The sequence below is a fragment of the Erythrobacter sp. 3-20A1M genome, from assembly GCF_018636735.1.
Classification (GTDB): Bacteria; Pseudomonadota; Alphaproteobacteria; order Sphingomonadales; family Sphingomonadaceae; genus Alteriqipengyuania.
The window spans coordinates 273,854-297,876 of sequence record NZ_CP045200.1; the positions used below are offsets into that span (position 1 = coordinate 273,854).

A 24,023-nucleotide genomic window follows, 5' to 3' on the forward strand; every position below is an offset into this window, starting at 1 on the left:
AATGCCCGCTCCGCTTGCCACCGGTACACCCCGCCCGCCGGCCGAACGACACGCACAGGCAGGTCTCCTGGCTCCCGGATCGTCGCGCGCCGTCCGCCTTCCCACCCTTCGACTTGCTCGGGACAGTGGCGTGTTGGAAGGCGCGCTCCCCGGTCACAGTTGCGGGGGCAGCGAGGGTATTCCACCCTCTTCCCTCTTAGGCCCGCCGGTCGATCCCTCGCCCGCCGGACAACCCGTGACGTCGCGCGCCCCTTAGGGCCCGGTCCTGCGCGCGGCAAGCCTTTGCGCGCGTGTTGACGCGCATTTGGCCATGACGGTTTACGAAAGGCGGTCCGGCCGGAGGCGGGACGGGCAAATGTTAACACCCCCGAAACCTTTCGCGGCAGCAAAGCCTTAGCCTGCGCGCACTACAGATGGCTGAGGGGCGGTTACGGTCGCCGGGGATCACTGTCGGGGTGGGTTGTACATCATGAAGTTCTACTATGCCGCGGCGCGCAGCGTGGCGCCTTCTCCAGTCGTGCGCGCTCTTTCCAGGCGCGCGAGCGCACGGGCGGCGAACGATAATGGCAATCGCTCGCAGAACCCCGCCACCGACCCGAAGATGGTGAACGCCGCGCTGCGTCACTTTTCCCAGCACGGGCTCCACGCCGCGAGCCGAGCCGCCGAGGAAGCCGAGACCGCCTTCTTCGCCGGCGATCGGGAGCGCTACGAATGGTGGCGTGGCATCTGCAAGACGCTGGACCGCCGACTGGCGGAAGAACTCGCGGACCGCTTTCGCTCCTCCCGCGAAATGACACCCGCATAGGCCCCCATCAACCGCTGGCGATGCCAGTAATAGCGACATTAACCAAATAGAGAGATGCCCGGGACTATCCCGCAAAGAATGTCGAGACTTTTCGAGCGTGTGCGGAAGCGTCGTAGAAGACAGGCGCGTCGCCGGGACGACGAGCTGTCGAACCAGGCGCGCCATTTGCTTGTCGTGTCGCTTTACAGCCAGCCCATCAGCCTGGCGATCGGCGCGCTGAATGGTTTGATGGCGGTCGGGATCGCCGCTTGGCTCATCGATCGTCCGCTGTTCAACGCCATTGCCGTAGTATTCGGTGCCATCGCGGCCGCGCGGGTCGCGGTCGCATATTTCCTTTCGCCCGACGATGTGCGCAACACCACGCGCCATCTGGAACGGATCTACGAGATCGGGGCGTTTTCCTACGCCTTGTTCTACGGCATCGCCGCCGCGCTGACCGTTCATTATCGCCCGGGCGATGCGGTGATGACGCTGATGGTCGCCAATGCCTTGTGCTACGGCATCGGTATCTGCGCGCGCAATGCGGGCCGTCCGTACATCGCGCTGGGTCAGCTGGGCCTGACTTTCGTGCCCGTCATTATCGCCTGCCTGCTCGACGGTTCGCATGCGCTGGTGGTTCTGGCCCTGACCATGATCATGGTCGGCCCGGCGATGGGTTCGATCACCATGACGGTGTTCAATACGCTGCGCGATTCGGTCGCGGCGGCTCAGACCAGCGAGCGGCTGGCGCGCAAGATGGAATCGTTGGCGCTGACCGACGTCGTCACCGGCCTCGCCAATCGCGCCGGCCTGAACCAGTCGCTGGTCAAGTCGCTGATGCGCGTGCCGGCAGACCGGCAACTGGCGCTGTTCTGGCTCGACCTCGACCGGTTCAAGGAAGTGAACGACCTGCTCGGGCACCAGATCGGCGACCGGGTCCTGGAAGAGGTCGCAAACCGGCTGCGCAGCGCGATGCCCGCCACGGCGACGCTCGCCCGCTTCGGCGGCGACGAATTCGTGCTGTTTTGCGAGGTCGACGATCGGGGCGCGGCGGAATATCTCGCCAACCAGCTCCTGGAGCAGTTTCTCGCCCCCATGCGCTTCGACGGCGACCGGCTGGAGATCAACACCTCGATCGGGGTCGCCCTGCTGCCCGAAGATGCGGGCGAACCGGAGGCGCTGATGAAGGCGGCGGATCTCGCGCTGTACCACGCGAAGATCGAAGGGCGGGACCGCGCCCGCTTCTTCGATGCCGCCATGACCCGCGACCTCGCTCGCAAGCGGGAACTGGAAGAGGAACTGCGCGGCGCGATCCAGCGCGACGAGCTGTCGGTGTTCTTCCAGCCGGTGGTCGATCTCGCCACCGGTCGCATCCGCTGTTTCGAGGCGCTGGTGCGCTGGTTCCATCCGCAAAAGGGCGAACTCAGCCCCGGCGAATTCATTCCGGTGGCGGAGGAAACCGGGCTGATCGTCACGCTTGGCAACTGGATCACGCGCGAAGCCGCGAAAACCGCCGCGCATTGGCCCGACGACGTCCGCGTCGCCGTCAACCTGTCGCCCTTGCAGATCAAGGCCCCCGGTGCGGCGCTGGGCATCCAGGCGGCGCTGCGCGATGCGGGGCTGGCCCCCGAACGGCTCGAGCTGGAAGTGACCGAGAGCCTGTTCGTGGAAGATAGCGCGGGGACCGATGGCTTCATCCACGAACTTTCCGCGCTCGGCGTGCGCTTCGCGATGGACGATTTCGGGACGGGCTACTCTTCGCTCGGTTACATCAACAAATATCCGTTCTCGAAGATCAAGGTCGACCGCAGCTTCGTCTCCGGCCCGCAGGCCGGGCGCAAGGCGGAGGCGATCATCCGCGCGGTGGCGGAAATGGGCGCGCAGTTGAATCTCGAAATCGTCGCGGAAGGGATCGAAACGCTCGATCAGGCGCGCGCGACCGCCCGGGCCGGGTGCACGCTCGGCCAGGGGTATTATTTCAGCCGCGCGGTGCCGGACTATCTGGCGTCGATGCTGCTGGCGCGCGAGCGCGACGATTTCGGCCCTGCGGACGAACCGGCGGAGGTTACGGAGAATCCGACCGAACGGCGGTTGGGCTAGCTGGCTCACGGCAACGGCGCGGCGTTGCCGAACCCCGACCACAGCGCGAGCGAGCGCTCCAGCCACAGCACTTATTGCAATTGCGAACCAATCTCATTCATCCGCCTGAGATCGCTACTATTCCCGGTTGCATTCCCCTTCCGCGACGCCTAACTCGGCCCCGATCATCCGGGCCCCCCGCTCGCGGGACGACGGGGTCGGCCTCCGGTCATACCGATCCGGTCCCGCGCGCAGGAAGGACAGTCCAAGGATTATGGCTCGCAAGAAGATCGCGCTCATCGGCTCCGGCATGATCGGCGGCACGCTCGCCCACCTCGCCGCGAAGAAGGAAATGGGCGATATCGTCCTGTTCGACATCGCCGAGGGGCTGCCCCAGGGCAAGGCGCTGGACCTGAGCCAGTGCGGACCCGTCGAGGGCTTCGACGCCAAGATTACCGGGACCAACGACTATGCCGACATCGCGGGCGCGGACGTCGTGATCGTCACCGCCGGCTCCCCGCGCAAGCCGGGCATGAGCCGCGACGACCTGCTCGGCATCAACCTGAAAGTGATGAAGGCGGTCGGCGAAGGCATCAAGAACAATTGCCCCGACGCGTTCGTGATCTGCATCACCAACCCGCTCGACGCGATGGTCTGGGCGCTGCGCGAATTCTCCGGCCTGCCGCACAACAAGGTCGTCGGCATGGCGGGCGTGCTCGACAGTGCGCGCTTCGCGACCTTCCTCGCGTGGGAATTCGACGTGTCGGTGAAGGATGTGAACGCCTTCGTTCTGGGCGGCCACGGCGACACCATGGTCCCGGTCACCAGCTACACCACGATCAACGGCATCCCGGTGAAGGATTTCGCAAAGATCAAGGGCGTCGACCAGGGCCGCATCGACGAGATCGTCGATCGTACCCGCAAGGGCGGCGGCGAAATCGTCGGGCTGCTCAAGACCGGCAGCGCGTTCTACGCCCCGGCCACCAGCGCGATCAGCATGGCGGAAGCCTATCTCGGCGACCAGAAGCGCGTCATTCCGTGCGCCGCCTATGTCGAGGGCAAGTATGGCGTCGACGGCCTGTATGTCGGTGTCCCTGCCATCATCGGCGCGGACGGGATCGAGGACGTGGTCGAGATCGAGCTCTCCGACGAGGAGAAGTCGAACCTCAAGGTATCGACTGACGCCGTCGAGGAACTCCTCGATGCGTGCAAGGGTATCGATAGCAGCCTGAAGAACTGAGCGCCGAACGGGGACACGGTTCCGGCGGCGTTCATGCATGGTCCCGGAATCGTTTCCCCGGTTCGTATGGGGAAAGCCCCTTTGTCGAGGAGTGAAGTGATGGCTTACGGAATTACGCATTCAATCCGCGGTCTGGCGCTGGCTTGCGCCGCCATCGCCCTCCCCTCCGCCGCGCTGGCGCAGGAGGCCTCTGCCGATCCGACAGAGAACCTGCCCGATGTTGAGGCAACCAGCCTGCGCGACGCGGCAACGACCTGCGCTGCGGCCAGCGACGGCAGCGCGGTGGATATCGCGCGCTTCACCGGCACCGGCTGGAGCGAACTCGCGCTGACCGACGGCGATGGTGCCGCGCTGCCGATTCCCGTCACCTTCCTGCAACGTGGCGACGGCGATCCGCTGGTGATCGTGCCGCAGTCGCAGGACGAAGCGCCGGTATGCGTTTCGATGGGCGTCCTGTCCGCTGGGGATGCGGGCAAGGAAGCGGTGAAGGCCGCGTTCACCGACGCCTTCGGAGCCGGCGAAACGGCGGGCGAGGAAGCGGACGAAGACGGCGCGAGCGCCGATCAGACCATCTATCGACAGGGGGCGAACATGATCGTCCTCACTTTCGAAGACGACGACGAACAGGGCCTCGTCGCCCTCGCGGTCGTGGTCCAACCCGGAGAATAACCCACCTATGTCCATCCTCGTCGACAAATCCACCAAGGTCATCACGCAGGGGATGACCGGCGATACCGGTACCTTCCACACCCAGCAGGCGCTCGATTACGGGACGCAGATGGTGGCAGGCGTGACGCCGGGCAAAGGTGGCAGCACGCATATCGGCCTGCCCAATTTCGACACGGTGAAGGAAGCGAAGGACGCCACCGGCGCGACCGCCAGCTGCATCTACGTGCCGCCGCCCTTCGCCGCGGACGCGATCTGCGAGGCGATCGATGCCGAGATCGAGCTGATCGTTTGCATCACCGAAGGCATCCCGGTGCTGGACATGGTGCGCGCCAAGGCGGCGCTGGAAGGCTCCAAGTCGCGCCTGATCGGTCCGAACTGCCCCGGCGTGCTGACGCCCGAAGAGTGCAAGATCGGCATCATGCCCGGCTCCATCTTCCAGAAGGGTTCGGTCGGCGTCGTGTCGCGTTCGGGCACCCTTACCTACGAGGCGGTACACCAGACGACGCAGGTCGGCCTGGGCCAGTCGACCGCGGTCGGTATCGGCGGCGATCCGGTCAACGGGACCAACTTCATCGACGTGCTCGACCTGTTCCTTGACGACGAGGAAACCAAGTCGATCATCATGATCGGCGAGATCGGCGGCAGCGCGGAAGAAGAGGCCGCGGCCTTCATCAAGGAACAGCGCGCCAAGGGCCGGTCGAAGCCGATGGTCGGCTTCATCGCGGGGCGCACCGCCCCTCCGGGCCGCCGCATGGGCCATGCCGGCGCGATCGTCTCGGGCGGCCAGGGCGGTGCCGACGACAAGATCGCGGCGATGGAGGATGCGGGCATTCGCGTCTCGCCCAGCCCGAGCGAACTCGGCACCACGCTCGACGCGATGCTGAAGGAAACGGCCTGACACTTCCTTACGCCGCGGTGGGTTCAGGGACCGACCGCGGCGTTCGGGCATTGGCTTAATACACCGCCGACAAACGCGCTATGCAAAAGGTGACCCGGCATGGGTAACGAAGCACACGATTTCCTCCCCGAGCTGGGCGACCAGGACGGGCCGCAGCAGGGGCCGAGCTGGGGCAACCCGCGCTGGCCGCTGACCGGGGTGGAGTCCGAAAGCGAGCTGACGCAGGCGCTCGATCCCACCGCGATGAAGATCGCGGTGAAGGAAGCGGCGAAGAAGGCGGGCAAGCCGACCGATGCCGCTTCGATCGAGCAGGCGGCGGCGGATTCGATCCGCGCCATGCTGCTGATCCGCACCTATCGCGTACGCGGGCATCTCTCCGCCAATCTCGACCCGCTCGAACTTAGCCACCGTGAGATTCCGCAGGACCTGAAGCTGGACTGGCACGGCTTCACCGGCGACGCGCTGAAGCGCGAGGTCTATGTCGGCGGCACGCTGGGTCTCGAATGGGCGACCCCGCAGGAAATCGTCGACAAGCTGCGCGCGGATTACTGCGGCAAGGTCGGCCTCGAATACATGCACATCTCCGACGTGGAGGAGCGTCGCTTCCTGCAGGAACGGTTCGAAAGCCCGGACGAGACGATCCAGTTCACCGACGAGGGCAAGCGCGCGATCCTGGCCGCCGTGATCCGCGGCGAGCAGTTCGAGAACTTTCTCGGCAAGAAATATGTCGGGACCAAACGGTTCGGCCTCGACGGCGGCGAATCCATGATCCCGGCCCTGGAAGCGGTGATCAAGTATGGCGGCCAGATGGGCGTGCGCGAGATCATCTATGGCATGGCCCACCGCGGCCGGCTGAACGTGCTTTCGAACGTGATGGCAAAGCCGTACAAAGTGATCTTCCACGAATTCCAGGGCGGCAGCGCCAACCCCGACGATGTCGGTGGATCGGGCGACGTGAAGTATCACCTGGGCACCAGCACCGATCGCGAATTCGACGGGATCCAGGTGCATATGTCCCTGGTCCCCAATCCGAGCCATCTCGAGGCGGTCGACCCGGTCGTGCTGGGCAAGACCCGCGCGCAGCAGGCGATCCGCGACGATCTGAAGAAGCACGAGCAGGTGCTGCCCGTGCTGATCCACGGCGACGCTGCTTTCGCGGGCCAGGGCATCGTGTGGGAATGCCTCGGCTTCTCCGGCGTGCGCGGCTACAACACGGGCGGCTGCATTCACTTCGTGATCAATAACCAGATCGGTTTCACGACCAGCCCGCAATTCGCCAGATCGTCCCCTTACCCCAGCGATGTCGCCAAGGGTGTGCAGGCACCGATCCTGCACGTGAACGGCGACGATCCCGAAGCGGTGACCTTCGCCTGCAAGCTGGCGATCGAGTACCGCCAGCGCTTCGGCCGCGACATCGTGATCGACATGTGGTGCTATCGCCGCTTCGGCCATAACGAGGGCGACGAGCCGAGCTTCACCCAGCCGCTGATGTACGACCGCATCCGGAAGCATCCGAAGGTGAGCGTGCTCTATTCCGACCGGCTCAAGGACGAGAAGGTGATCGACGGCGAATTCGTCGGCACCTACGAGAAGGATTTCACGGCGCATCTGGCCGAGGAATTCGACGCCGCCGAAAGCTACAAGCCAAACGCCGCCGACTGGTTCAGCGGCCGCTGGTCAGGCCTCAACAAGCCCGCCGACGCGGAGACCGCGCGCCGCAACGTCGAAAGCGCGATCCCGAAGAAGCTGTTCGACAGCCTTGGCCGCACGCTGACCGAGGTGCCCGAGGGGCTCAACATCCACAAGACCCTCAACCGCGTGCTCGATGCCAAGCGCGAAATGTTCGCGAAGGGCGAGGGGCTCGACTGGGCGACAGCCGAGGCATTAGCCTTCGGCAGCCTCGTCACCGAAGGGTTCGGGGTGCGCCTGTCGGGGCAGGATTCGGGGCGCGGCACCTTCAGCCAGCGGCACGCCGTCTGGGTCGACCAGAAGGACGAGCACAAGCATATCCCGCTCGCCACCCTGCCTCACGGCAAGTTCGAGGTCTATGACAGCCCGCTGTCCGAATACGGCGTGCTCGGCTTCGAATACGGCTTCGCACTGGCCGATCCCAAGACACTGGTGCTCTGGGAGGCGCAGTTCGGCGACTTCGCCAATGGCGCGCAGATCATGATCGACCAGTTCATCGTGAGCGGCGAGGTCAAGTGGCTGCGCGCGAACGGGCTCGTTATGCTGCTACCGCACGGATACGAGGGCCAGGGGCCGGAGCACTCCTCCGCCCGCCTGGAACGCTTCCTCCAGATGTGTGCGAACGACAATATCCAGGTCTGCAACATCACCAGCCCGGCGAACTATTTCCACGTCCTGCGTCGCCAGATGCTGCGCAGTTTCCGCAAACCGCTGGTGATCATGACGCCCAAGAGCCTGCTGCGCCATCCGATGGCGAAGAGCGCGGCGGCAGAGTTCACCGGCGACAGCCAGTTCAAGCGTATCCTGTCGGACCCGGTGGACGTGTCCGACGACAAGGTGCGCCGCTTGGTCCTGTGTAGCGGCAAGGTCGCCTACGACTTGATGGAGAAGCGCGACGCCGAGGGACTGGACGACGTTTCCATCGTGCGCATCGAGCAGCTCTATCCCTTCCCCGGCGATCCGCTGGCGGTGCGGCTGGAGCGGATGAAGAACCTCGAAACCGTGGTCTGGTGCCAGGAAGAGCCGAAGAACAACGGCGCGTGGTTCTTCGTCGACGGGCTGATCGAACAGGCGCTGGCAAAGGCGGGCCGCGAAGGGATGCGCCCATGCTATGCCGGTCGTGAAGTCGCGGCGAGCCCGGCAACTGGCCTCGCCAACCGGCACAAGGTACAACAGGAATCGTTGGTTCAGGTCGCTCTCGGCCTGGCGGACGGCGGCGTGGCGGCACGCGAATGCCGCATCGAAGACGACAAGAAGAAGGCGAAGGGCTGACGCATGGCAACCGAAATCAAGGTCCCCCAGCTCGGTGAATCGGTCACCGAGGGCACGATCGCCGAATGGCTGAAGCAGCCGGGCGATGCAGTGGAGGTGGACGAACCCATCGCCAGCCTGGAAACCGACAAGGTCTCGGTCGAGGTTCCATCCCCGGTCGCGGGCGTGCTCGCGGAGCATGTCGCGAACGAAGGCGACACGGTCGAAGTCGGCGCGGTGATCGCGACGGTCGACGAAGGTGCCGAGGCGAAGAGCGGCGGCGGTGACAGCGCGCCGGCGCCATCGCCCTCCCCCGCTCCCAAGGAAGGCAAGTCGGACGACGCGGCCAAGCCCGAGAATGCGGGTCAGCAGGCTCCCTCTGGTGAATCCCCGGCAAGCGACGACACGCAGGCCCTGTCCCCGTCGGTCCGGCGTGCGGTGCTGGAACACGGGGTCGATCCCTCGACCATCAAGGGTACGGGCAAGGACGGTCGCCTGACCAAGGAGGACGTGATCGCTGCCGCCAAGGCGAAGGGCGATACGCCCTCGCCGAGTCAGAGCACGCCTGCCCCCTCCCCCACCCCGTCCGCGTCGGGCGAGCGCAAGGAAGAGCGGGTCAAGATGACCCGGATGCGCCAGACCATCGCCAAGCGGCTGAAGGGCGCGCAGGACAACGCCGCGCTGCTCACCACCTTCAACGATTGCGACATGACCGCGGTCATGGAAGCGCGCGAGAAGTACAAGGACCTGTTCGCGAAGAAGCACGACATCAAGCTGGGCTTCATGGGCTTCTTCGCGAAGGCGGCGTGCCTTGCCCTGAAGGACGTGCCCTCCGCCAACGCCTATATCGAGGGCGACGAGATCGTGTACCACGACTTCGCCGATATCTCGGTCGCGGTCAGCGCTCCCAACGGTCTGGTGGTCCCGGTAATCCGCGACGCGGACAAGAAGGGTTTCGCGCAGATCGAGAAGGACATCGCCGATTTCGGCAGCCGCGCCCGCGAAGGCACGCTGACGATGGAAGACATGAAGGGCGGCACCTTCACCATTTCCAACGGCGGCGTGTTCGGATCGCTGATGAGCACCCCGATCATCAACCCGCCGCAGAGCGCGGTTCTGGGCCTCCACCGGATCGAGGACCGCCCGGTCGCGATCGACGGCAAGGTCGAAATCCGTCCGATGATGTATATCGCATTGAGCTACGACCACCGCCTGATCGACGGGCGCGAAGCCGTGACCGCGCTGAAGATCATCAAGGAGGCGATCGAGGATCCGACCCGGATGCTGATCGACCTGTAAGAGTTGAACCCACACCGCTCGGGCCGAGCTTGTCGACGCCCCGCCCTTCCTTGGGGTGCCGCGGTGAAAACTAAGATCCTTCGACAAGCTCAGGATGAGCGGAATTTGATATGGCTGACCAGAACTACGACTACGACGTCCTCGTCATCGGTGCCGGACCCGGCGGCTATGTCGCCGCGATCCGCGCGGCGCAGCTGGGGCTGAAGACCGCCTGTGCCGAAGGGCGCGAGACGCTGGGCGGCACCTGCCTCAATGTCGGCTGCATCCCGTCGAAGGCGCTGCTTCACGCGAGCGAGTATTTCGACGCGGCGGCGAACGGCACGATGAAGGAGCTGGGGATCGACGTGACCCCCAAGCTCAATCTCGACCAGATGCACGCCCAGCGCCGCGACGCGGTCGAGGGTCTGACCAAGGGCGTCGCCTTCCTGTTCAAGAAGAACAAGGTCGACTGGCTGAACGGCTACGCCAAATTCAAGGACGCGCACACCGTCGAGGTCGGCGGCGAGACGAAGACGGCGAAGAACATCATCATCGCCACCGGCTCCTCCGTCACGCCGCTGCCGGGCGTGGAGGTCGACAACGACAACCATGTGGTGGTCGATTCCACCGGCGCGCTGGAACTGCCCAAGGTGCCCAAGAAGATGGTCGTCATCGGCGCGGGCGTGATCGGGCTGGAGCTCGGCAGCGTCTGGCGCCGCCTTGGCGCCGAAGTCACCTGCGTCGAATTTCTCGACCAGGTGCTGCCCGGTATGGACGGCGACATTCGCAAGGAAGCGAACAAGATTTTCAAGAAGCAGGGAATCGAATTCAAACTCTCGACCAAGGTCACCGGCGTGTCCGTGAAGGGCAAGAAGGCGACCCTGACGCTGGAACCCGCGGCGGGCGGCGACGAGGAGACGATGGAGGCCGATTGCGTCCTCGTTTCGATCGGGCGGCGGCCGAACACCGAAGGCCTCGGCCTCGACGCGATCGGGCTGGAAACCAACAAGCGCGGCCAGATCGAGACCGATCACGACTTCCGCACGAAGGTGGATGGCGTGTGGGCGATCGGCGACGTGATCCCCGGCCCGATGCTCGCCCACAAGGCGGAAGACGAGGGCATCGCCTGCGCCGAAAACATCGCGGGCCAGACCGGCATCGTGAACCACGCGGTGATCCCCAGCGTGGTCTATACCTGGCCCGAGATCGCGGGCGTCGGCCTGACCGAGGAAGAAGCGAAGGAAACGGGCGAGGTCAAGTCGTTCAAGTTCCCGATGATGGCCAACAGTCGCGCCAAGACCAATCACGAGCCCGATGGCTTCGTGAAGGTGATCGCGGATGCGGAAACCGACCGTGTGTTGGGCGTATGGTGCATCGCCAGCGTCGCGGGTACGATGATCGCGGAAGCCGCAGTGGCGATGGAATTCGGGGCGACGAGCGAGGACATCGCCTACACCTGCCACGCGCACCCGACCCATGCCGAAGCGATGAAGGAAGCCGCGATGGGCGTGACGGGCAAGCCGATCCACGTATGACCAAAGCCCGCTGATGGCGATCCGGCCACGATACCGCGTCCTGCCCTTCCTGGCGTTCCCGGTACTGGCAGGGATCGTCTGGATGGCGGGTAACGGGGCGCTGCGACAGTATATCGCCGTCAACGCCGTGGCGCTGGCCATCGGGCTGGCAGCGGCGCTTTGGTTGCGCCCGCCGCAGGGCACGATGCCGCGGCGCGGGCTCTTCGCCTTTCTCCTCCTGCTGTTGTTCGTGCCGCTTGCGAGCGGCCCGCATCTGGATGGTGTCTCGCGCTGGCTGCCGCTCGGTCCGGTTACGCTGCACGTAGGCGGACTGGCTCTCCCGGCTTTGCTGGTCCTGATGACGCGCGAACGCCCGCTCCTGCTCGTGGGCGCACCGCTGGCGCTGCTCGCTGCCATCCTGCAACCCGATGCCGCGCTCTCGCTGTCGCTCGCCCTGGGGGTGGGCGCGATCGGCATGATCGGCAAGGAGACGTCCCTGACGCTGTTCGGCGTGGTGGGGATCGTCGCGGCGGTGGTGCTGTGCCTGAGCGACACGCTGGAGCCGCAAATGTTCGTCGAGCACGTTTTCGCAACCGCAGCCGCGCAGTCGCTCGTGTGGGTGCTCGTCCTGGCTGCCGCGGCGATCGTGGGGCTGGTCGCCCTGCTGACCGCGCCGGTCGAGAAGCTTCCACGGCTTGCCTTGGCCGCATCCCTTGTCGGCTTCGTGCTTGCGAGCCTGATCGGCCCCTATCCGACAGCGCTGATCGGTTACGGTGCCGCCCCGATCCTCGGCTACGGGCTGGCGCTCGGACTGCTTGGCAAAACGCAGTCAGCCCCATCGGCGCGACCTTTCACAAGAAGTGGATCGTAGCGATACGATTGCACTCCTCGCCATCGTGTATTACCATCGTAATACACGATGGAGGGATAGCAATGAACCGTTTCGCACTCGGGCTGGCCGCACTGGTCGCCATCGCCGCACCCGCCCATGCTCAGAGCGAGGCCGACATCGCCCGCTTCGCCGATGCCGAATCGGAGTCCGGGCAGTTCATGGGCGCGGTGCTGGTCGCGCGCGACGGAACGGTGCTGTTCGACCGGGGCTATGGCGATGCCGATCTCGAATGGAACATCGCCAACGATGGCGACACAAAGTTCCGCATCGGCTCGCTGACCAAGCAGTTCACCGCCGTCGCCACCCTGATGCTGCGCGACCAGGGCAAGCTGAAGCTCGACGCGCCGGTTTCGACCTATCTCCCCGACACCCCGCCCGCCTGGGCGAAGGTTACGGTGCGCAACCTGCTCACCCACACTTCCGGCATCGTCAATTTCACCGGGCTCGACGCGTTCGATGCGGAAAAGGCCCGGCCGACCGCCGAAGGCGAGCCCATCGCTCTGTTCCGCGACCTGCCGCTGGAATTCGAACCGGGCTCCAAATACGACTATTCGAACTCCAACTATATCGTCCTCACCCGCATCGTCGAGCGCCTGAGCGGCCGGCCCTATGCGGACTTCGTGCACGAGAACCTGTTCCAGCCGGCGGGAATGACCGACACCGCCTATGACGATCAAAGCGCGATCGTGATGCACCGGGCGTCGGGCTACGCTCCGGGGCCGGACGGGCCGCTCAACGCGCCCTATGCCGACATGTCTTGGCCGCTCGGCGCGGGCGGGCTCTATTCCACCACCCGCGATCTGCTCAAATGGGAGCGCGCGCTGTTCGGCGGCAAGCTGCTACCCGCCGCCAGCATGAAGGACCTGCTGACCGTGGCGCGCGACGACTACGCGCTCGGCTTGCTGGTCCAGCGCGAAGGCGAGGCGACGACGATCTCGCACAGCGGCGGGATCGAGGGGTTCAACAGCTGGCTCGGCTACGATCCCGACCGCAAGGTGACGGTGGCGGTGCTCGCCAACCTGAATGGCCCCGCCGCCTCGCGCCTCGGCACATCGCTGATGAAGCTGGCGCAGGGCCGCGAGGCCACGCCGGTCACGGTGCGCAATGAGGTCGCGGTGTCGGCCGAGACGCTGGACGAATACCCGGGCACCTATCGCCTCGCGCCGACCTTCGCGATCACCATCCGGCGCGAGGGCGATCATTTGATGGCCCAGGCGACGGGCCAGCCCGAGTTCCAGCTCTACGCCGAGAAGACGGACCGCTTCTTCCTGAAAGTGGTCGACGCGGTGGTGGAATTCACCCGCGACGACAGCGGCAAGGTCACCGGCCTGACCCTGTTCCAGAACGGTCAGGAGATGCCCGCCAGGCGAGAATAGGGCGGGCAGCGCTCCCGGCCACCCCGATCGCGATCAGATACGCTCCGGATAGATCGGGTCGATATCGACCGGGATGCCGCCCATCGCGGCGATCGCGGCCCGGGCATGATCGTCGAGCCTGGCGTAGCGAGCGAAGAACGCCTTGGTCCCGGCGTAATCGCCCCGCGCCTGCAGCATTAGCTGGTCGTGGAGGAGATCGGTGAGGCCACTTTCCAGCTTCGCGTAGTCGACCACGTAGCGCTGCGCCGCATCGTCCCAGCGGAACGCGCCCTTTTCCTTCAGATAGCCGTATTGCAGCGCCGCGCCCTTGCCGTGCGCCTCCTCCGTGCCGAAGCGGACCGCGCGGAAGATGCCGGCGAAGTAGGAGGCGAGCAGCTGCTGTTTCTCGCTCGCGGGGATTTCGCCGCGCTCCATCATGTAGAGCACGTTGTACGCGCCCATCACGTCGGCCTTCGATTCCTCGATCGCGGAATACTGGTCCTTGAGCTCAGCGCTGACCGTGGTCCTGCGCCCGTCGACGGTGATGCTGCCCGGCCCCAGGCTGTGCGACAGCTCGTGGAACAGCGTTTCCAGCTCCATGTATTTCTTCGCCACCAGCGCGGCTTGGTCGGGCTTCAGGATCACCCCCGCCATCGGCTTCAGGATGCGATCGTATTTGGCGCCGAGCACATTGGCGAGGATCACTTTCTTCGCGCCCTTGGCCTCGCGCACGCGCTCGTCGTTCGGCAGGTTGAAGGCGATGGTCTGCACGCCCGGTTCGTTGTCGCCGCCGCCATGCACCTGGTCCGCCACCGCGATGGGGCTTTCCGAACCGCGTTCGAAATTCTTGTACCGGTCCTCGATCGGCAGGTTCTTTTCCATGTCGCGCAGATAGTTCTTGTACTTCGCCAGCGCCGCGCTTTCCTCGGGATTGCGCAGGGTGACGAAGCTCTCGAACGCGGTCTTCGTGCCGTAGAGCCTGTCGGTATAGACCTCGTACGGGCCGATCGCGACTTCGATCGGCGTGTCCTTCAGATCCATCCAGGCGAGCTCGCTCTGGTAGTAGTCATCGGTGAGGAAGGCCTTGGCCCGCAGGTTCAGGAATTTCTTCAGGCTCGGATTGCTGGTGCGCGCCGCCGCCTTCTCCAGCAGCGCGGCGGCGGGTTTGAGCCATTGGGCGTATTCGACCGAATAGGGGATCGCCTTCAACGCGTCGCCCTCGCGCCGCACCACGGTGTAGGGGCTGGTCAGCGCATCCTTCTGATCGGGATGCGCCGCGAGATAGGCGTCGAATTCCTCGCGCGTCATGTCGGTGGGATAGAAGCCCGCCCCTTCCGGCATGGCGTCGGTGCCGTAGAAGGGATGCAGTTCCGCGATCTCGTCCCATGGCCCGAAATTGCGGTCGAACATCGCCAGCAGCCGGTCGCGATCGGCGCGCCGGATGCGCGAGATGGCGGTGCGGATCTGCGGATTGTCGGCATAGCGCTGGCGCAGGTAGATTTCGCTCATCAGGTCGGACGCCTGGATCAGCAGGTTCACCACATCGCGCTCTTCGGCGGAGAGGTAGGACGTGTCCGGGTCCATCCGGATCTCCGCCAGCTTCGCGTATTGCGCATCCATATCGTAGCCTTCCGCCGCAGCGGATCGTGCGCTTGCGATATCGGCGGTATCGGCCATCGGCGCGGCGCACGCGGCTGTCGTCAGGAGAAGCGGGAGAATGGCTTTGCGCATGGGCGGGGTTCCTTTGCGATGAACGGTATCAACGGTCGATCTAACGGGCGGTGCCCGGCGTGTCACGGCAACCGCTGCCAGGGGGCGGCGTGCAACGGGTGGTGCCGTGCGCACGAGAGGCCTAAGGGGCCGCGCATGATTCTCTCCTGTCGCACCGTGCCGTAATGCCAGACGCACAGACCATCCTGACGCCGCTGCTCGACTGGCTTGATCTGGCCGGCGTGGCGGTGTTCGCGCTGTCGGGCGCGCTGATCGCCGCGCGCGAGCGGCAGACCTTCGTCACCCTGTCCTTCTTCTCCCTCGTCACCGGGGTCGGCGGGGGGACGATCCGCGACCTGCTGATCGGTGCACCGGTGTTCTGGATTCACGATCCCTGGGTCGCGGCGGTGACGCTGATCGTGGCGCTGGCGGTGTGGTTCACCCCGACCCGCATCTGGACCGGCCATCTGCTCGACTATGCCGACGGGCTGGGTCTCACCGCCTACGCGGTTCTCGGCACGGCCAAAGCGATGACCTATGGCGTTCCGCCCGTCCCCGCCGCGATGATGGGCGTGGTGACGGGGTGCGTGGGCGGCATTATCCGTGACGTGGTGGCGGGTCGCCCGTCGATCCTGATGAAGCCGGAGCTTTACGTTACTGCCTCGGCTCTTTCCGCAACGCTCTGCGCCATCGGCACCGAGCTCAATATCGCGCGGGGCTTCACCTGGACCGGAGCGACGGCGGCGGGCTACGCACTGCGCAGCGCCGCCATCCGCTTCAATCTGGCGCTGCCGGCTTATCATGAACGGGCCGCGGCGACAGCGGAAGAGGAAAATCAGTCGCCGTAATAGTCCGCCGGGGGGCCTCCGGGATAGTCGGACCGCGCGTTCGGATCGTAATCATACGCGCCCGACGGCGCGTCAGGTGCCGGGGAGCCGGCCCGGGCGCGGGCATTGTAATAGGTCTGATCGTCGTACTGTCCGTCGGCGGACGCATAGCTGTCGTTATAGGCCTGGTCGTTATAGGCTTGATCGGGGGCCTGCGGATAATCGTCGTCGTATTGCGGCTCGTAGCGGGGTTCCTCGCGCGGCTTCTGGCTGGCGGTGGCGAGCGCGGCGAGACCGCCGATCACCGCCGCCCCGATCAGGATGTCGGTGCCGGTGATGCCGTTGTCGTCGCGATGGTGGCGATAGCGGCGATCGCGCCACCTCCGGTCGTACTGGTGCGCATCCGCATCGAGGAAGGCCAGAGCCGACCCCTGATCATAGACGGCAGGCGAAACCGGGGTCTGTACCTGCGCCGCAGAGGCGGAAATCGGCACGACCGCCATCGAAGCGGCGGCAAGTCCGGCGAGCAGGGAAGGCAGTCGTGTCATGATGAAATCACCCTTTCGATAGGGAAGAGGCGGAAAATGCGCGGTTCAGCCTGTCGTGAGGCTGAACCGCAGCTTTGCGAGAGATTGCGTCACCGCAGCCCGCGAATACCGTGATAGTCGATGTCGACCACGCGGCCGCGGCTGATGTCGCAAGTGAAGCGACCGGTGTCGTAGCCACCGCGGCGATTGTAGCGGCCATAGCCCCGACCCGCATCGACCGCGATGTTGCCGCGAACCTGCCAGCCATAGCGCGTGTCGTTCACCCGGCTGATATTGGTGACGTCGGCGCGATACCCGTAGCGGTTGGCATTGCCTTCCGCGGCGCGCACGCACTGCTCCACCGCGGCGCGCGGATTGCCCCGGCTGCGATAATAATTGTCACGATAGCGGGCATCGTAGCGGCGGTCCCCGCGATACCGGTCGCGGTTCTTGCCGATCGAGCTGGCGATGGCGACGATGCCGCCCAGGATGACGGCGCCGGCGATCACTTCGCCCGTGCTGATACCGTCGTCGCGACCGTAACGATCGCGGGCCATTGCGGGGGCTGCCGAAGTCACCGCCATCGCACCTGCGGCGACGGTTCCGAGCAGGGCTTTTGAAACGGTTCTCATATGTTGCTCCTCGCATCAGGCCGGGGCGGGACTGCCTCGGTTGATCCCCTTATGGAGCATCGGCAATGAGACGACGCTGAATTGACGCGACAGCCTCCGTTCAGTTAACAGCCTAGTTATCTGAACGCACTTATACGTTCGAACCAATTGAAAAGGGCCGCGAGTTTCCCCGCGGCCCTTCCGGTTGTTCGATATGTGGAGGGCTTACGCGTCCTCGTAATCTTCCTCGTCGTTCATAACCGGGCCCGAGTCCTGGCCCTTGGCCTCCTCGTCGCGGTCGACGAATTCGATCACCGCCATCTGCGCGGCGTCGCTACCGCGGTAGCCGGCCTTGATGACGCGGGTGTAACCACCCTCGCGATCGGAATAACGCTCGGCCAGAACGTCGAACAGCTTCTTGAGCTGGGTCTCGTCGCCCAGGCGGCTCATCGCAAGGCGACGGTTGGAGAGGCCGCCGCGCTTCGCCAGCGTGATCAGCTTCTCGACATAGGGGCGCAGTTCCTTCGCCTTCGGCGCGGTGGTGAGGATCTGCTCGTGCTTGATCAGCGCGGCCGACATGTTGCGGAACATGGCGGTGCGGTGGCCAGACTTGCGGTTCAGCTTACGCTGCGAAATTCCGTGACGCATATTTCATTCCTTCGTTCGTAAGGGGGCCGTGCGAGGTACCCCGGTACGGGCCGGATTTGCGGGTCCGGCCCCTGCCCGTCGCGAGGTGAACTAACCCAGCAGCTCCTGTTCGAGCTTCTTGGCCATTTCCTCGATGTTCTCCGGCGGCCAGCCGGGGATGTCCATGCCAAGGCGCAGGCCCATCGAGGAAAGGACTTCCTTGATCTCGTTGAGCGACTTGCGGCCGAAGTTCGGCGTGCGGAGCATCTCGGCCTCGGTCTTCTGGACCAGGTCGCCGATATAGATGATGTTGTCGTTCTTCAGGTAGTTCGCCGAACGCACCGACAGCTCCAGCTCGTCGACCTTCTTGAGGAGGTAGCGGTTGAGCTGGTTGGCATCCGATTCCTGCGGCTCGGCGGCCATGCCGATCATCGCGCTCTGCGGCTGCGGGATGCCGTCCTCGAAGTGGACGAACAGCGTCAGCTGATCCTGCAGGATGCGCGCGGCGTAGGCCACGGCATCTTCCGGGGTCACGGTGCCGTCGGTCTCCACCGTCAGATTCAGCTTGTCGTAGTCGAGCTCCTGCCCGACGCGGGCGTTGTCGACCTTGTAGCTGACCTGGCGCACGGGCGAATACAGGCTGTCCACCGGGATCAGACCGATCGGCGCATCGACCGGACGGTTCGCGACCGCGGGGACATAGCCCTTACCCACGTCGGCGGTGAGTTCCATGTTGAGGTTCGCACCTTCGTCGAGGTGGCAGAGCACGAGATCCTTGTTCATGATCTCGATGTCGCCCGAAACGGCGATGTCGCCCGCCTTGACCGCACCCGGGCCGGTCTTGGAAAGCTGGAGACGCTTGGGCCCCTCGCCTTCCATCTTCAGCGCGATCTGTTTCACGTTCAGGACGATATCGGTCACGTCCTCGCGCACGCCGGCGAGCGAGGAGAATTCGTGCAGCACGTTCTCGATCTTGATCGAGGTGATCGCGGCACCCTGCAGGCTGGAGAGCAGCACGCGGCGCAAGGCGTTGCCGAGCGTCAGACCGAAACCGCGTTCCAGCGGCTCGGCTACGAAAGTGGTCTTGCGCTTCTTGTCACCGCTGTCCTTGATGTCGAGCTGCGTCGGCTTCTTGAGTTCCTGCCAGTTCTTGGTGTTGACGGACATGGGATTCCCCTGGTGTTCGAATTCGGGCGGACCGGTGCGCTGGCCTTGCGCGTCCAATCCGGGATGGGAGCGGCGGCACCGTTAGGCGCCGCCGGGCAGGCTCGGATCAGACGCGGCGACGCTTCGACGGGCGCACCCCGTTATGCGGGATCGGGGTGACGTCACGGATCGAGGTGATCGTGAAGCCGACCGCCGCGAGCCCGCGCAGCGCGCTCTCACGACCCGAACCGGGGCCCTTGACCTCGACCTCGAGGGTGCGGACGCCGTGCTCGGCGGCCTTCTTGCCCGCATCGTCGGCGGCGACCTGCGCGGCATAGGGCGTCGACTTGCGGCTGCCCTTGAAGCCCATCATGCCGGCGCTGGACCAGCTGATCGCATTGCCCTGCGCATCGGTGATGGTGATCATGGTGTTGTTGAAGCTGGCGTTGATGTGCGCAACGCCGCTGGTGATGTTCTTGCGTTCGCGGCGCCGGATACGGCTGGGTTCGCGTGCCATGGTGATGTTTCCCTAACTTGAGAGAAGAAGACGGGTAAGCTGCGGAAGGACCCGCGCTTACTTCTTCTTACCTGCGATCGGCTTCGCCTTGCCCTTTCGGGTGCGGGCGTTGGTGTGCGTGCGCTGACCGCGCACGGGCAGGCCCGCACGGTGGCGCAGGCCGCGATAGGACCGCAGGTCCATCAGCCGCTTGATGTTCATCGCCGTCTCACGGCGGAGGTCACCCTCCACGGTGTGTTCGGCGTCGATCGCCTCGCGAATCTGCAGCACCTCGGCATCGGTGAGGTCCTGGACGCGGGTCTTGTGATCGATGCCCAGCTTGTTGGCGATTTCCACGGCGGTCGTGCGACCGATCCCGTGGATGTAGGTGAGCGCGATGATCACGCGCTTGTTGGTGGGGATATTGACCCCGGCAATACGAGCCACTTACTTCTCCATGCTCCACAGGGGGACGGTCGATCCGCGGATGCGCGAAGCGGCGCCCCCTATCTCATCGCTGATATTCATTCGGCGGCTGCGGACACGAAGGGCCGGAAAAGCCAAAAGTCCGGTTGGCGTGCCAGTGTCTCGCAGCCTGCCGGACTCATATATCTCGCAACAATCGAATGAATGGCGCGCTTAGGCCGATTCTCACCACGCGTCAACAGCGCGCGATGCGAAAGCGGCGCGAGCTCCATATGGGTCCCGCGTAGCGCGTTTCAAGCGCGATTTACTCTGTCACGCCCGCTCTGTCAAAAGCCGCACGCCTTACGGGAAATTGGCGGTGAAGGCCCCTCCGTCCAAGAGCAGATTCTGTCCGGTGATGAAGCCTGCGTGCGTACTGGCGAGAAAGGCGCAGGCCGCGCCGAATTCCTCCGGATTGCCCAGCCTGCCAACCGGTTGGACGGCTGCCCGCTGTTCGCGCACCGCATCGCGCGACTTGCCCGTGTTCTCGGCGATCCGATCGATGATCGAGGCCTGCCGGTCGGTGTCGAAATTACCGGGCAGGAGATTGTTGATCGTAACACCCTTCGGCGCGACCTGCCGCGCGACGCCGGACAGGAACGCGGTCAGACCGGCCCGCGCGCCGGAGGACAGATCGAGCTTCTCGATCCCGGTCAGCACGCTCGCCGAAGTGATGTTGAGAATCCGGCCGAAGCCGCGCTCCTCCATACCGCCGATGACCAGCTGGATCATCGCGATCGGGGTGACCATGTTGGACTGGAGCCCGGCGTGAATGTCCTGTTCGGAAAGTTCGCGGAAATCGGCCAGCGGCGGCCCGCCTGCATTGTTGACGAGGATGTCGGCCGCCCCACCCGCCGCTTCGATCAGCGCCTCGCGCGTTTCCGCTTCGGTTACATCTCCCGCTACGGTGACGATCCGCGCCCGCTCCGCTCGCGCAGTTCGGCGGCGGTCCGCTCCAGTCTGTCGACGTCGCGTCCGTTTACAACCACCGCGCACCCGGCTTCGGCTAGATGCGCTGCACAAGCTCGGCCCAGCCCGGCGCTCGAAGCGCAGACGATCGCGGTCTTCCCGGCTATTCCCAGATCCATCGTGTCGTCTCAGCCCTTCGGTTTCTTGCCCAGCGCGTCCACGGCGTCGAGCACGTTGTCGGAACTCGCTTCGGGAGCCTGTGCAGCTGGCTTCGGTTTGCCTGCGGGCGCGGCGCGCTCTTCGGCGGCGCCCTCCCCCGCGGCATCGACCTTACCGCCGAGCTTCTTCGCGAGGCCCGCGAGTTGCTGGCTCATCACGCCGTCCACCGCCTTGGCGATGTCGGCCGTATCGTAGCGCGTCTTGCCGCCGACGACATATTCCCACAGAATTCGCGTGCCGCCCGCGACCGGCTTGATCGTAATCGTCAGGACGCCGGTCGCCGGTTCGCTCTGCAACGGGCCGAGCCCCCCACGCATGCGCAGCGCATTGCGCGGGAAGGCTTGCAGCACGACCATGTGCTGGACGCTCCCCGCCAGGCCGACCACGCCGTCCGTGTCGCTCTCCGGAATGCGCTCGCAGAAACACCCGCCGCCCTGCGGAGTGATCGACATGTTCGCGGCGTCGCCCGACCAGGTATGCTCGTCGCTCCACCACTCGCCCGGAGAGATCAGCGCAAGCCACACCGCCTGCGGATCGGCGGGGACCGTCGCGCTGTCCTGCGTGACGAAGAAATCCGCCTCCTGCCTCACGACCTTGGCCTGCACCGGAGTCGCCATGGCAAGCGCCGTTCCGGCGGTGAGCGCGCACGCACCGATTATCCGTTTTCCGATCACCCTCGCTCCTCCTTCGCATCCCATCCTAGGCGAACGGGCGTGCCGAGGGAATGGGAAGCAAAAGGGGAAATGATCAGGAAAGCAGCGCGTCGATCTTGTCGGCAACCTCGTCGATACTGGCCATGCCATCGACGCGGCTGACGATGCCACGCTCTTCGTAATAGGGCAGGATCGGGGCGGTCTTGGCCCGGTACTCCTGCATCCGCGTACGCACCGTTTCCTCGGTATCGTCGGGCCGCCGCTTGAACTCGGTGGAACCGCACCGGTCGCACACCCCCTCCACCTGCGGAAGGTTGTAGCGATCGTGGTAGCCAGCACCGCAATTGCCGCAGGTAAAGCGCCCGGTGATGCGATCGACCAGCGCATCCTCGTCGACTTCCAGCTCGATCACTCGGTCCAGCTTGCGACCGTGCTTGTCGAGCAGTTCGTCGAGCCTTTCGGCTTGCGCGCGGGTGCGGGGATAGCCGTCGAAGATCGCGCCCGTGCCCGCGTCCATGGCGGTCAGCTCGGCATCGATCAGCTCCGACACGATCTCGTCGGAAACCAGCTCTCCGCGGTCCATCACCGCCTTGGCCTTAAGTCCGACGGGTGTGCTCGCCTTCACCGCGGCGCGCAGCATGTCGCCGGTGGACAGCTGCACCATGCCGCGCTCTTCGACCAAGCGATTGGCCTGCGTCCCTTTGCCCGCGCCCGGCGGACCCAGAAGGATGATGTTCATTTGGCGCTCCCCTTTCGCCCCGGTCATGCCCTAGCGCATGCGCCCCTTCAACTTCGCCTTCTTGATCAGGTCACCATACTGGTGCGCCAGCAGGTGCGACTGAATCTGGCTGATGGTGTCGACGGTGACGTTGACGACGATCAGCAGGCTGGTTCCGCCCAGGAACAGCGGAATGCCGGTCTGCGCGATGACGTATTCGGGCAGGCAGCAGACCACGGTCAGGTATACGGCACCGACCACGGTGATGCGGGTCAGGACGTAATCGAGATACTCGCTGGTCCGCTTGCCCGGACGGATACCGGGAATGAAGCCGCCGTTCTTCTTCAGATTGTCCGCGGTTTCCTCCGGGTTGAAGACGACGGCGGTGTAGAAGAAGCAGAAGAAGATGATGCCGATCGCATACAGCAGCATGTAGAGCGGCTGGCCATGCTGCAGATACTGGTTGAGCGTCTGCAGGATCTGACCGCCGGTGCTGTTGATCGCGATCGAGTTCTGCGCGAACTGGCTGATGGTCAGCGGCAGCAGCAGCAGCGAGCTGGCAAAGATCGGCGGGATCACGCCCGACGTGTTGAGCTTCAGCGGCAGGTGGCTGCGATCCGCCTGCATCATCCCGCGCTGCGTCGCGCGCTTGGGATACTGGATCAGCAAGCGCCGCTGCGCCCGCTCCATGTAACAGATGAACAGCACCAGCCCTACGATCATGGCGATGAAGCCGATGATCAGGAACGAGCTGATCGTGCCCTTCGAATAGCTGGCGAACATGTTGCTGGTGAAGTTCGGGAACTGGGCGACGATGCCCGCCATGATGATCAGCGAGACGCCGTTGCCGATACCCCGGCTGGTGATCTGCTCGCCCAGCCACAGCAGGAACATAGTCCCGCCGATCAGGCTGATCACCGCGACCACGCGGAACAGCAGGCCGGGATCGATCACCGCCTGCATGCCACTCTGGGCACCGTAGCTTTCGAGGCCGGTCGCCAGGAACCAGCCCTGGATCGCGCACAGGAAGACTGTGCCGTAGCGGGTATACTGGTTCAGCTTCTGACGCCCGGTCGCCCCTTCCTTCTTCAACGCGGCGAGCGCCGGGTGAAGCGAAGCGGCCATCTGCACGACGATCGAGGCCGTAATGTAAGGCATCACGCCGAGCGCGATGAGACTCATGCGCTCCAGGCTACCGCCCGAGAAGGTGTTGAAGAGATCGAGGATCCCGCCCCGCGTCTGCGCGTATAGCTGCGACAGGATCATCGGATTGACGCCCGGCAGCGGTACGAAGCTCAGGAAGCGGAACACGATCAGGGCACCGATGGTGAACCAGATACGGTTCTTCAGCTCGGTGGCCTTGGAGAAATTCGCGAGGCTCAGATTGCTCGCGATATTGTCGGCGCGTGATGCCATGGGATTCTGTATATCCTAGACTTTTCGCCGGTCCCTCCCGGCGTCGGGGG

General features: G+C 64.9%; 23 protein-coding genes and 1 riboswitch. Of the genes, 11 read left to right on the forward strand and 12 right to left on the reverse strand.

All coding sequences use genetic code 11. The features are described from left to right. Positions 1-39: 39 nt before the first annotated feature. Positions 40-240: riboswitch (cobalamin riboswitch) on the reverse strand. 229 nt (positions 241-469) lie between these two features. From F7D01_RS01280 to F7D01_RS01325, 10 genes are all read left to right on the forward strand, one after another. After that, positions 470-805, forward strand: coding sequence for a hypothetical protein (locus F7D01_RS01280; RefSeq protein WP_215228480.1), 336 nt, complete (start codon positions 470-472; stop codon positions 803-805). A gap of 78 nt (positions 806-883) precedes the next feature. Next, positions 884-2,884, forward strand: a complete 2,001-nt coding sequence (locus F7D01_RS01285) for a bifunctional diguanylate cyclase/phosphodiesterase (RefSeq protein ID WP_215228481.1) — start codon at positions 884-886, stop codon at positions 2,882-2,884. Positions 2,885-3,137: 253 nt separating this feature from the next. After that, positions 3,138-4,103: a malate dehydrogenase gene (gene mdh / locus F7D01_RS01290; protein WP_215228482.1), complete on the forward strand. Its 966-nt coding sequence runs from the start codon at positions 3,138-3,140 to the stop codon at positions 4,101-4,103. Positions 4,104-4,202: 99 nt separating this feature from the next. Continuing rightward, positions 4,203-4,772, forward strand: a complete 570-nt coding sequence (locus tag F7D01_RS01295; protein ID WP_215228483.1) for a hypothetical protein — start codon at positions 4,203-4,205, stop codon at positions 4,770-4,772. Positions 4,773-4,779: 7 nt separating this feature from the next. Continuing rightward, positions 4,780-5,670, forward strand: a complete 891-nt coding sequence (sucD, locus tag F7D01_RS01300; protein WP_215228484.1) for a succinate--CoA ligase subunit alpha — start codon at positions 4,780-4,782, stop codon at positions 5,668-5,670. Between the two features lie 99 nt (positions 5,671-5,769). Then, positions 5,770-8,631 carry a 2-oxoglutarate dehydrogenase E1 component gene (locus F7D01_RS01305; protein ID WP_215228485.1) on the forward strand — a complete coding sequence of 954 codons (2,862 nt, stop codon included), beginning with the start codon at positions 5,770-5,772 and terminating at the stop codon, positions 8,629-8,631. Between the two features lie 3 nt (positions 8,632-8,634). Further along, positions 8,635-9,909 carry a 2-oxoglutarate dehydrogenase complex dihydrolipoyllysine-residue succinyltransferase gene (odhB, locus tag F7D01_RS01310; protein ID WP_215228486.1) on the forward strand — a complete coding sequence of 425 codons (1,275 nt, stop codon included), beginning with the start codon at positions 8,635-8,637 and terminating at the stop codon, positions 9,907-9,909. Positions 9,910-10,019: 110 nt separating this feature from the next. Next, positions 10,020-11,423 (forward strand): dihydrolipoyl dehydrogenase, encoded by a 1,404-nt coding sequence (lpdA, locus tag F7D01_RS01315; RefSeq protein WP_215228487.1) that lies wholly within the window; start codon positions 10,020-10,022, stop codon positions 11,421-11,423. 13 nt (positions 11,424-11,436) lie between these two features. Then, positions 11,437-12,273: a hypothetical protein gene (locus tag F7D01_RS01320; protein ID WP_215228488.1), complete on the forward strand. Its 837-nt coding sequence runs from the start codon at positions 11,437-11,439 to the stop codon at positions 12,271-12,273. A gap of 62 nt (positions 12,274-12,335) precedes the next feature. Then, entirely contained in the window at positions 12,336-13,670 is a 1,335-nt protein-coding gene (locus tag F7D01_RS01325) for a serine hydrolase (RefSeq protein WP_215228489.1), read from the forward strand. A gap of 33 nt (positions 13,671-13,703) precedes the next feature. On the opposite strand, the gene F7D01_RS01330 is transcribed toward F7D01_RS01325, so the two are convergent. Next, positions 13,704-15,380 carry a hypothetical protein gene (locus F7D01_RS01330; protein WP_215228490.1) on the reverse strand — a complete coding sequence of 559 codons (1,677 nt, stop codon included), beginning with the start codon at positions 15,378-15,380 and terminating at the stop codon, positions 13,704-13,706. 164 nt (positions 15,381-15,544) lie between these two features. Between F7D01_RS01330 and F7D01_RS01335 the strand changes: the two genes are divergently transcribed. Next, a complete protein-coding gene (locus F7D01_RS01335; RefSeq protein WP_215228491.1) occupies positions 15,545-16,207 on the forward strand; it encodes a trimeric intracellular cation channel family protein in 663 nt (220 codons plus the stop codon). On the opposite strand, the gene F7D01_RS01340 is transcribed toward F7D01_RS01335, so the two are convergent. The 11 genes from F7D01_RS01340 to secY all read right to left on the reverse strand — a co-directional run bounded on the left by F7D01_RS01340 (position 16,195) and on the right by secY (position 23,973). Beyond that, positions 16,195-16,734, reverse strand: coding sequence for a hypothetical protein (locus F7D01_RS01340; protein WP_215228492.1), 540 nt, complete (start codon positions 16,732-16,734; stop codon positions 16,195-16,197). The genes F7D01_RS01335 and F7D01_RS01340 overlap by 13 nt on opposite strands. An 89-nt stretch (positions 16,735-16,823) precedes the next feature. Continuing rightward, a complete protein-coding gene (locus F7D01_RS01345) occupies positions 16,824-17,345 on the reverse strand; it encodes a hypothetical protein (RefSeq protein ID WP_215228493.1) in 522 nt (173 codons plus the stop codon). Positions 17,346-17,549: 204 nt separating this feature from the next. Further along, the gene (rplQ, locus tag F7D01_RS01350; protein WP_215228494.1) at positions 17,550-17,972 is read right to left on the reverse strand and encodes a 50S ribosomal protein L17; all 423 of its coding nucleotides are present in this window, start codon (positions 17,970-17,972) and stop codon (positions 17,550-17,552) included. Between the two features lie 90 nt (positions 17,973-18,062). Then, positions 18,063-19,118 (reverse strand): DNA-directed RNA polymerase subunit alpha, encoded by a 1,056-nt coding sequence (locus F7D01_RS01355; RefSeq protein WP_215228495.1) that lies wholly within the window; start codon positions 19,116-19,118, stop codon positions 18,063-18,065. Between the two features lie 106 nt (positions 19,119-19,224). Continuing rightward, the gene (gene rpsK, locus F7D01_RS01360) at positions 19,225-19,614 is read right to left on the reverse strand and encodes a 30S ribosomal protein S11 (RefSeq protein WP_215228496.1); all 390 of its coding nucleotides are present in this window, start codon (positions 19,612-19,614) and stop codon (positions 19,225-19,227) included. A gap of 57 nt (positions 19,615-19,671) precedes the next feature. Continuing rightward, positions 19,672-20,040 (reverse strand): 30S ribosomal protein S13, encoded by a 369-nt coding sequence (gene rpsM / locus F7D01_RS01365; RefSeq protein WP_215228497.1) that lies wholly within the window; start codon positions 20,038-20,040, stop codon positions 19,672-19,674. Positions 20,041-20,361: 321 nt separating this feature from the next. Then, a complete protein-coding gene (locus tag F7D01_RS01370; RefSeq protein ID WP_251567164.1) occupies positions 20,362-20,973 on the reverse strand; it encodes an SDR family oxidoreductase in 612 nt (203 codons plus the stop codon). Next, positions 20,961-21,146: an SDR family NAD(P)-dependent oxidoreductase gene (locus tag F7D01_RS15105; protein ID WP_251566975.1), complete on the reverse strand. Its 186-nt coding sequence runs from the start codon at positions 21,144-21,146 to the stop codon at positions 20,961-20,963. Before F7D01_RS15105 ends, F7D01_RS01370 begins: the two co-directional genes overlap by 13 nt. Before the next feature lie 9 nt (positions 21,147-21,155). Beyond that, on the reverse strand, positions 21,156-21,860 hold the full coding sequence (locus F7D01_RS01375; protein WP_251566977.1) for an SRPBCC family protein: 705 nt from the start codon (positions 21,858-21,860) through the stop codon (positions 21,156-21,158). 73 nt (positions 21,861-21,933) lie between these two features. After that, positions 21,934-22,578: an adenylate kinase gene (locus F7D01_RS01380; protein WP_215228499.1), complete on the reverse strand. Its 645-nt coding sequence runs from the start codon at positions 22,576-22,578 to the stop codon at positions 21,934-21,936. A 30-nt stretch (positions 22,579-22,608) separates the two neighbouring features. Next, a complete protein-coding gene (gene secY, locus F7D01_RS01385) occupies positions 22,609-23,973 on the reverse strand; it encodes a preprotein translocase subunit SecY (RefSeq protein WP_215228500.1) in 1,365 nt (454 codons plus the stop codon). Positions 23,974-24,023: the final 50 nt, after the last annotated feature.

Coding starts and splice junctions, on each gene's coding strand:
- F7D01_RS01345 (WP_215228493.1), bottom strand. CDS start 17,345: ATGAGAACCGTTTCAAAAGCCCTGCTCGGAACCGTCGCCGCAGGTGCG.
- F7D01_RS01330 (WP_215228490.1), bottom strand. CDS start 15,380: ATGCGCAAAGCCATTCTCCCGCTTCTCCTGACGACAGCCGCGTGCGCC.
- F7D01_RS01305 (WP_215228485.1), top strand. CDS start 5,770: ATGGGTAACGAAGCACACGATTTCCTCCCCGAGCTGGGCGACCAGGAC.
- lpdA (WP_215228487.1), top strand. CDS start 10,020: ATGGCTGACCAGAACTACGACTACGACGTCCTCGTCATCGGTGCCGGA.
- secY (WP_215228500.1), bottom strand. CDS start 23,973: ATGGCATCACGCGCCGACAATATCGCGAGCAATCTGAGCCTCGCGAAT.
- odhB (WP_215228486.1), top strand. CDS start 8,635: ATGGCAACCGAAATCAAGGTCCCCCAGCTCGGTGAATCGGTCACCGAG.
- F7D01_RS15105 (WP_251566975.1), bottom strand. CDS start 21,146: ATGGATCTGGGAATAGCCGGGAAGACCGCGATCGTCTGCGCTTCGAGC.
- mdh (WP_215228482.1), top strand. CDS start 3,138: ATGGCTCGCAAGAAGATCGCGCTCATCGGCTCCGGCATGATCGGCGGC.
- F7D01_RS01355 (WP_215228495.1), bottom strand. CDS start 19,118: ATGTCCGTCAACACCAAGAACTGGCAGGAACTCAAGAAGCCGACGCAG.
- F7D01_RS01325 (WP_215228489.1), top strand. CDS start 12,336: ATGAACCGTTTCGCACTCGGGCTGGCCGCACTGGTCGCCATCGCCGCA.
- F7D01_RS01280 (WP_215228480.1), top strand. CDS start 470: ATGAAGTTCTACTATGCCGCGGCGCGCAGCGTGGCGCCTTCTCCAGTC.
- sucD (WP_215228484.1), top strand. CDS start 4,780: ATGTCCATCCTCGTCGACAAATCCACCAAGGTCATCACGCAGGGGATG.
- F7D01_RS01320 (WP_215228488.1), top strand. CDS start 11,437: ATGGCGATCCGGCCACGATACCGCGTCCTGCCCTTCCTGGCGTTCCCG.
- F7D01_RS01285 (WP_215228481.1), top strand. CDS start 884: ATGTCGAGACTTTTCGAGCGTGTGCGGAAGCGTCGTAGAAGACAGGCG.
- F7D01_RS01335 (WP_215228491.1), top strand. CDS start 15,545: ATGCCAGACGCACAGACCATCCTGACGCCGCTGCTCGACTGGCTTGAT.
- rpsK (WP_215228496.1), bottom strand. CDS start 19,614: ATGGCACGCGAACCCAGCCGTATCCGGCGCCGCGAACGCAAGAACATC.
- F7D01_RS01380 (WP_215228499.1), bottom strand. CDS start 22,578: ATGAACATCATCCTTCTGGGTCCGCCGGGCGCGGGCAAAGGGACGCAG.
- F7D01_RS01295 (WP_215228483.1), top strand. CDS start 4,203: ATGGCTTACGGAATTACGCATTCAATCCGCGGTCTGGCGCTGGCTTGC.
- rplQ (WP_215228494.1), bottom strand. CDS start 17,972: ATGCGTCACGGAATTTCGCAGCGTAAGCTGAACCGCAAGTCTGGCCAC.
- F7D01_RS01340 (WP_215228492.1), bottom strand. CDS start 16,734: ATGACACGACTGCCTTCCCTGCTCGCCGGACTTGCCGCCGCTTCGATG.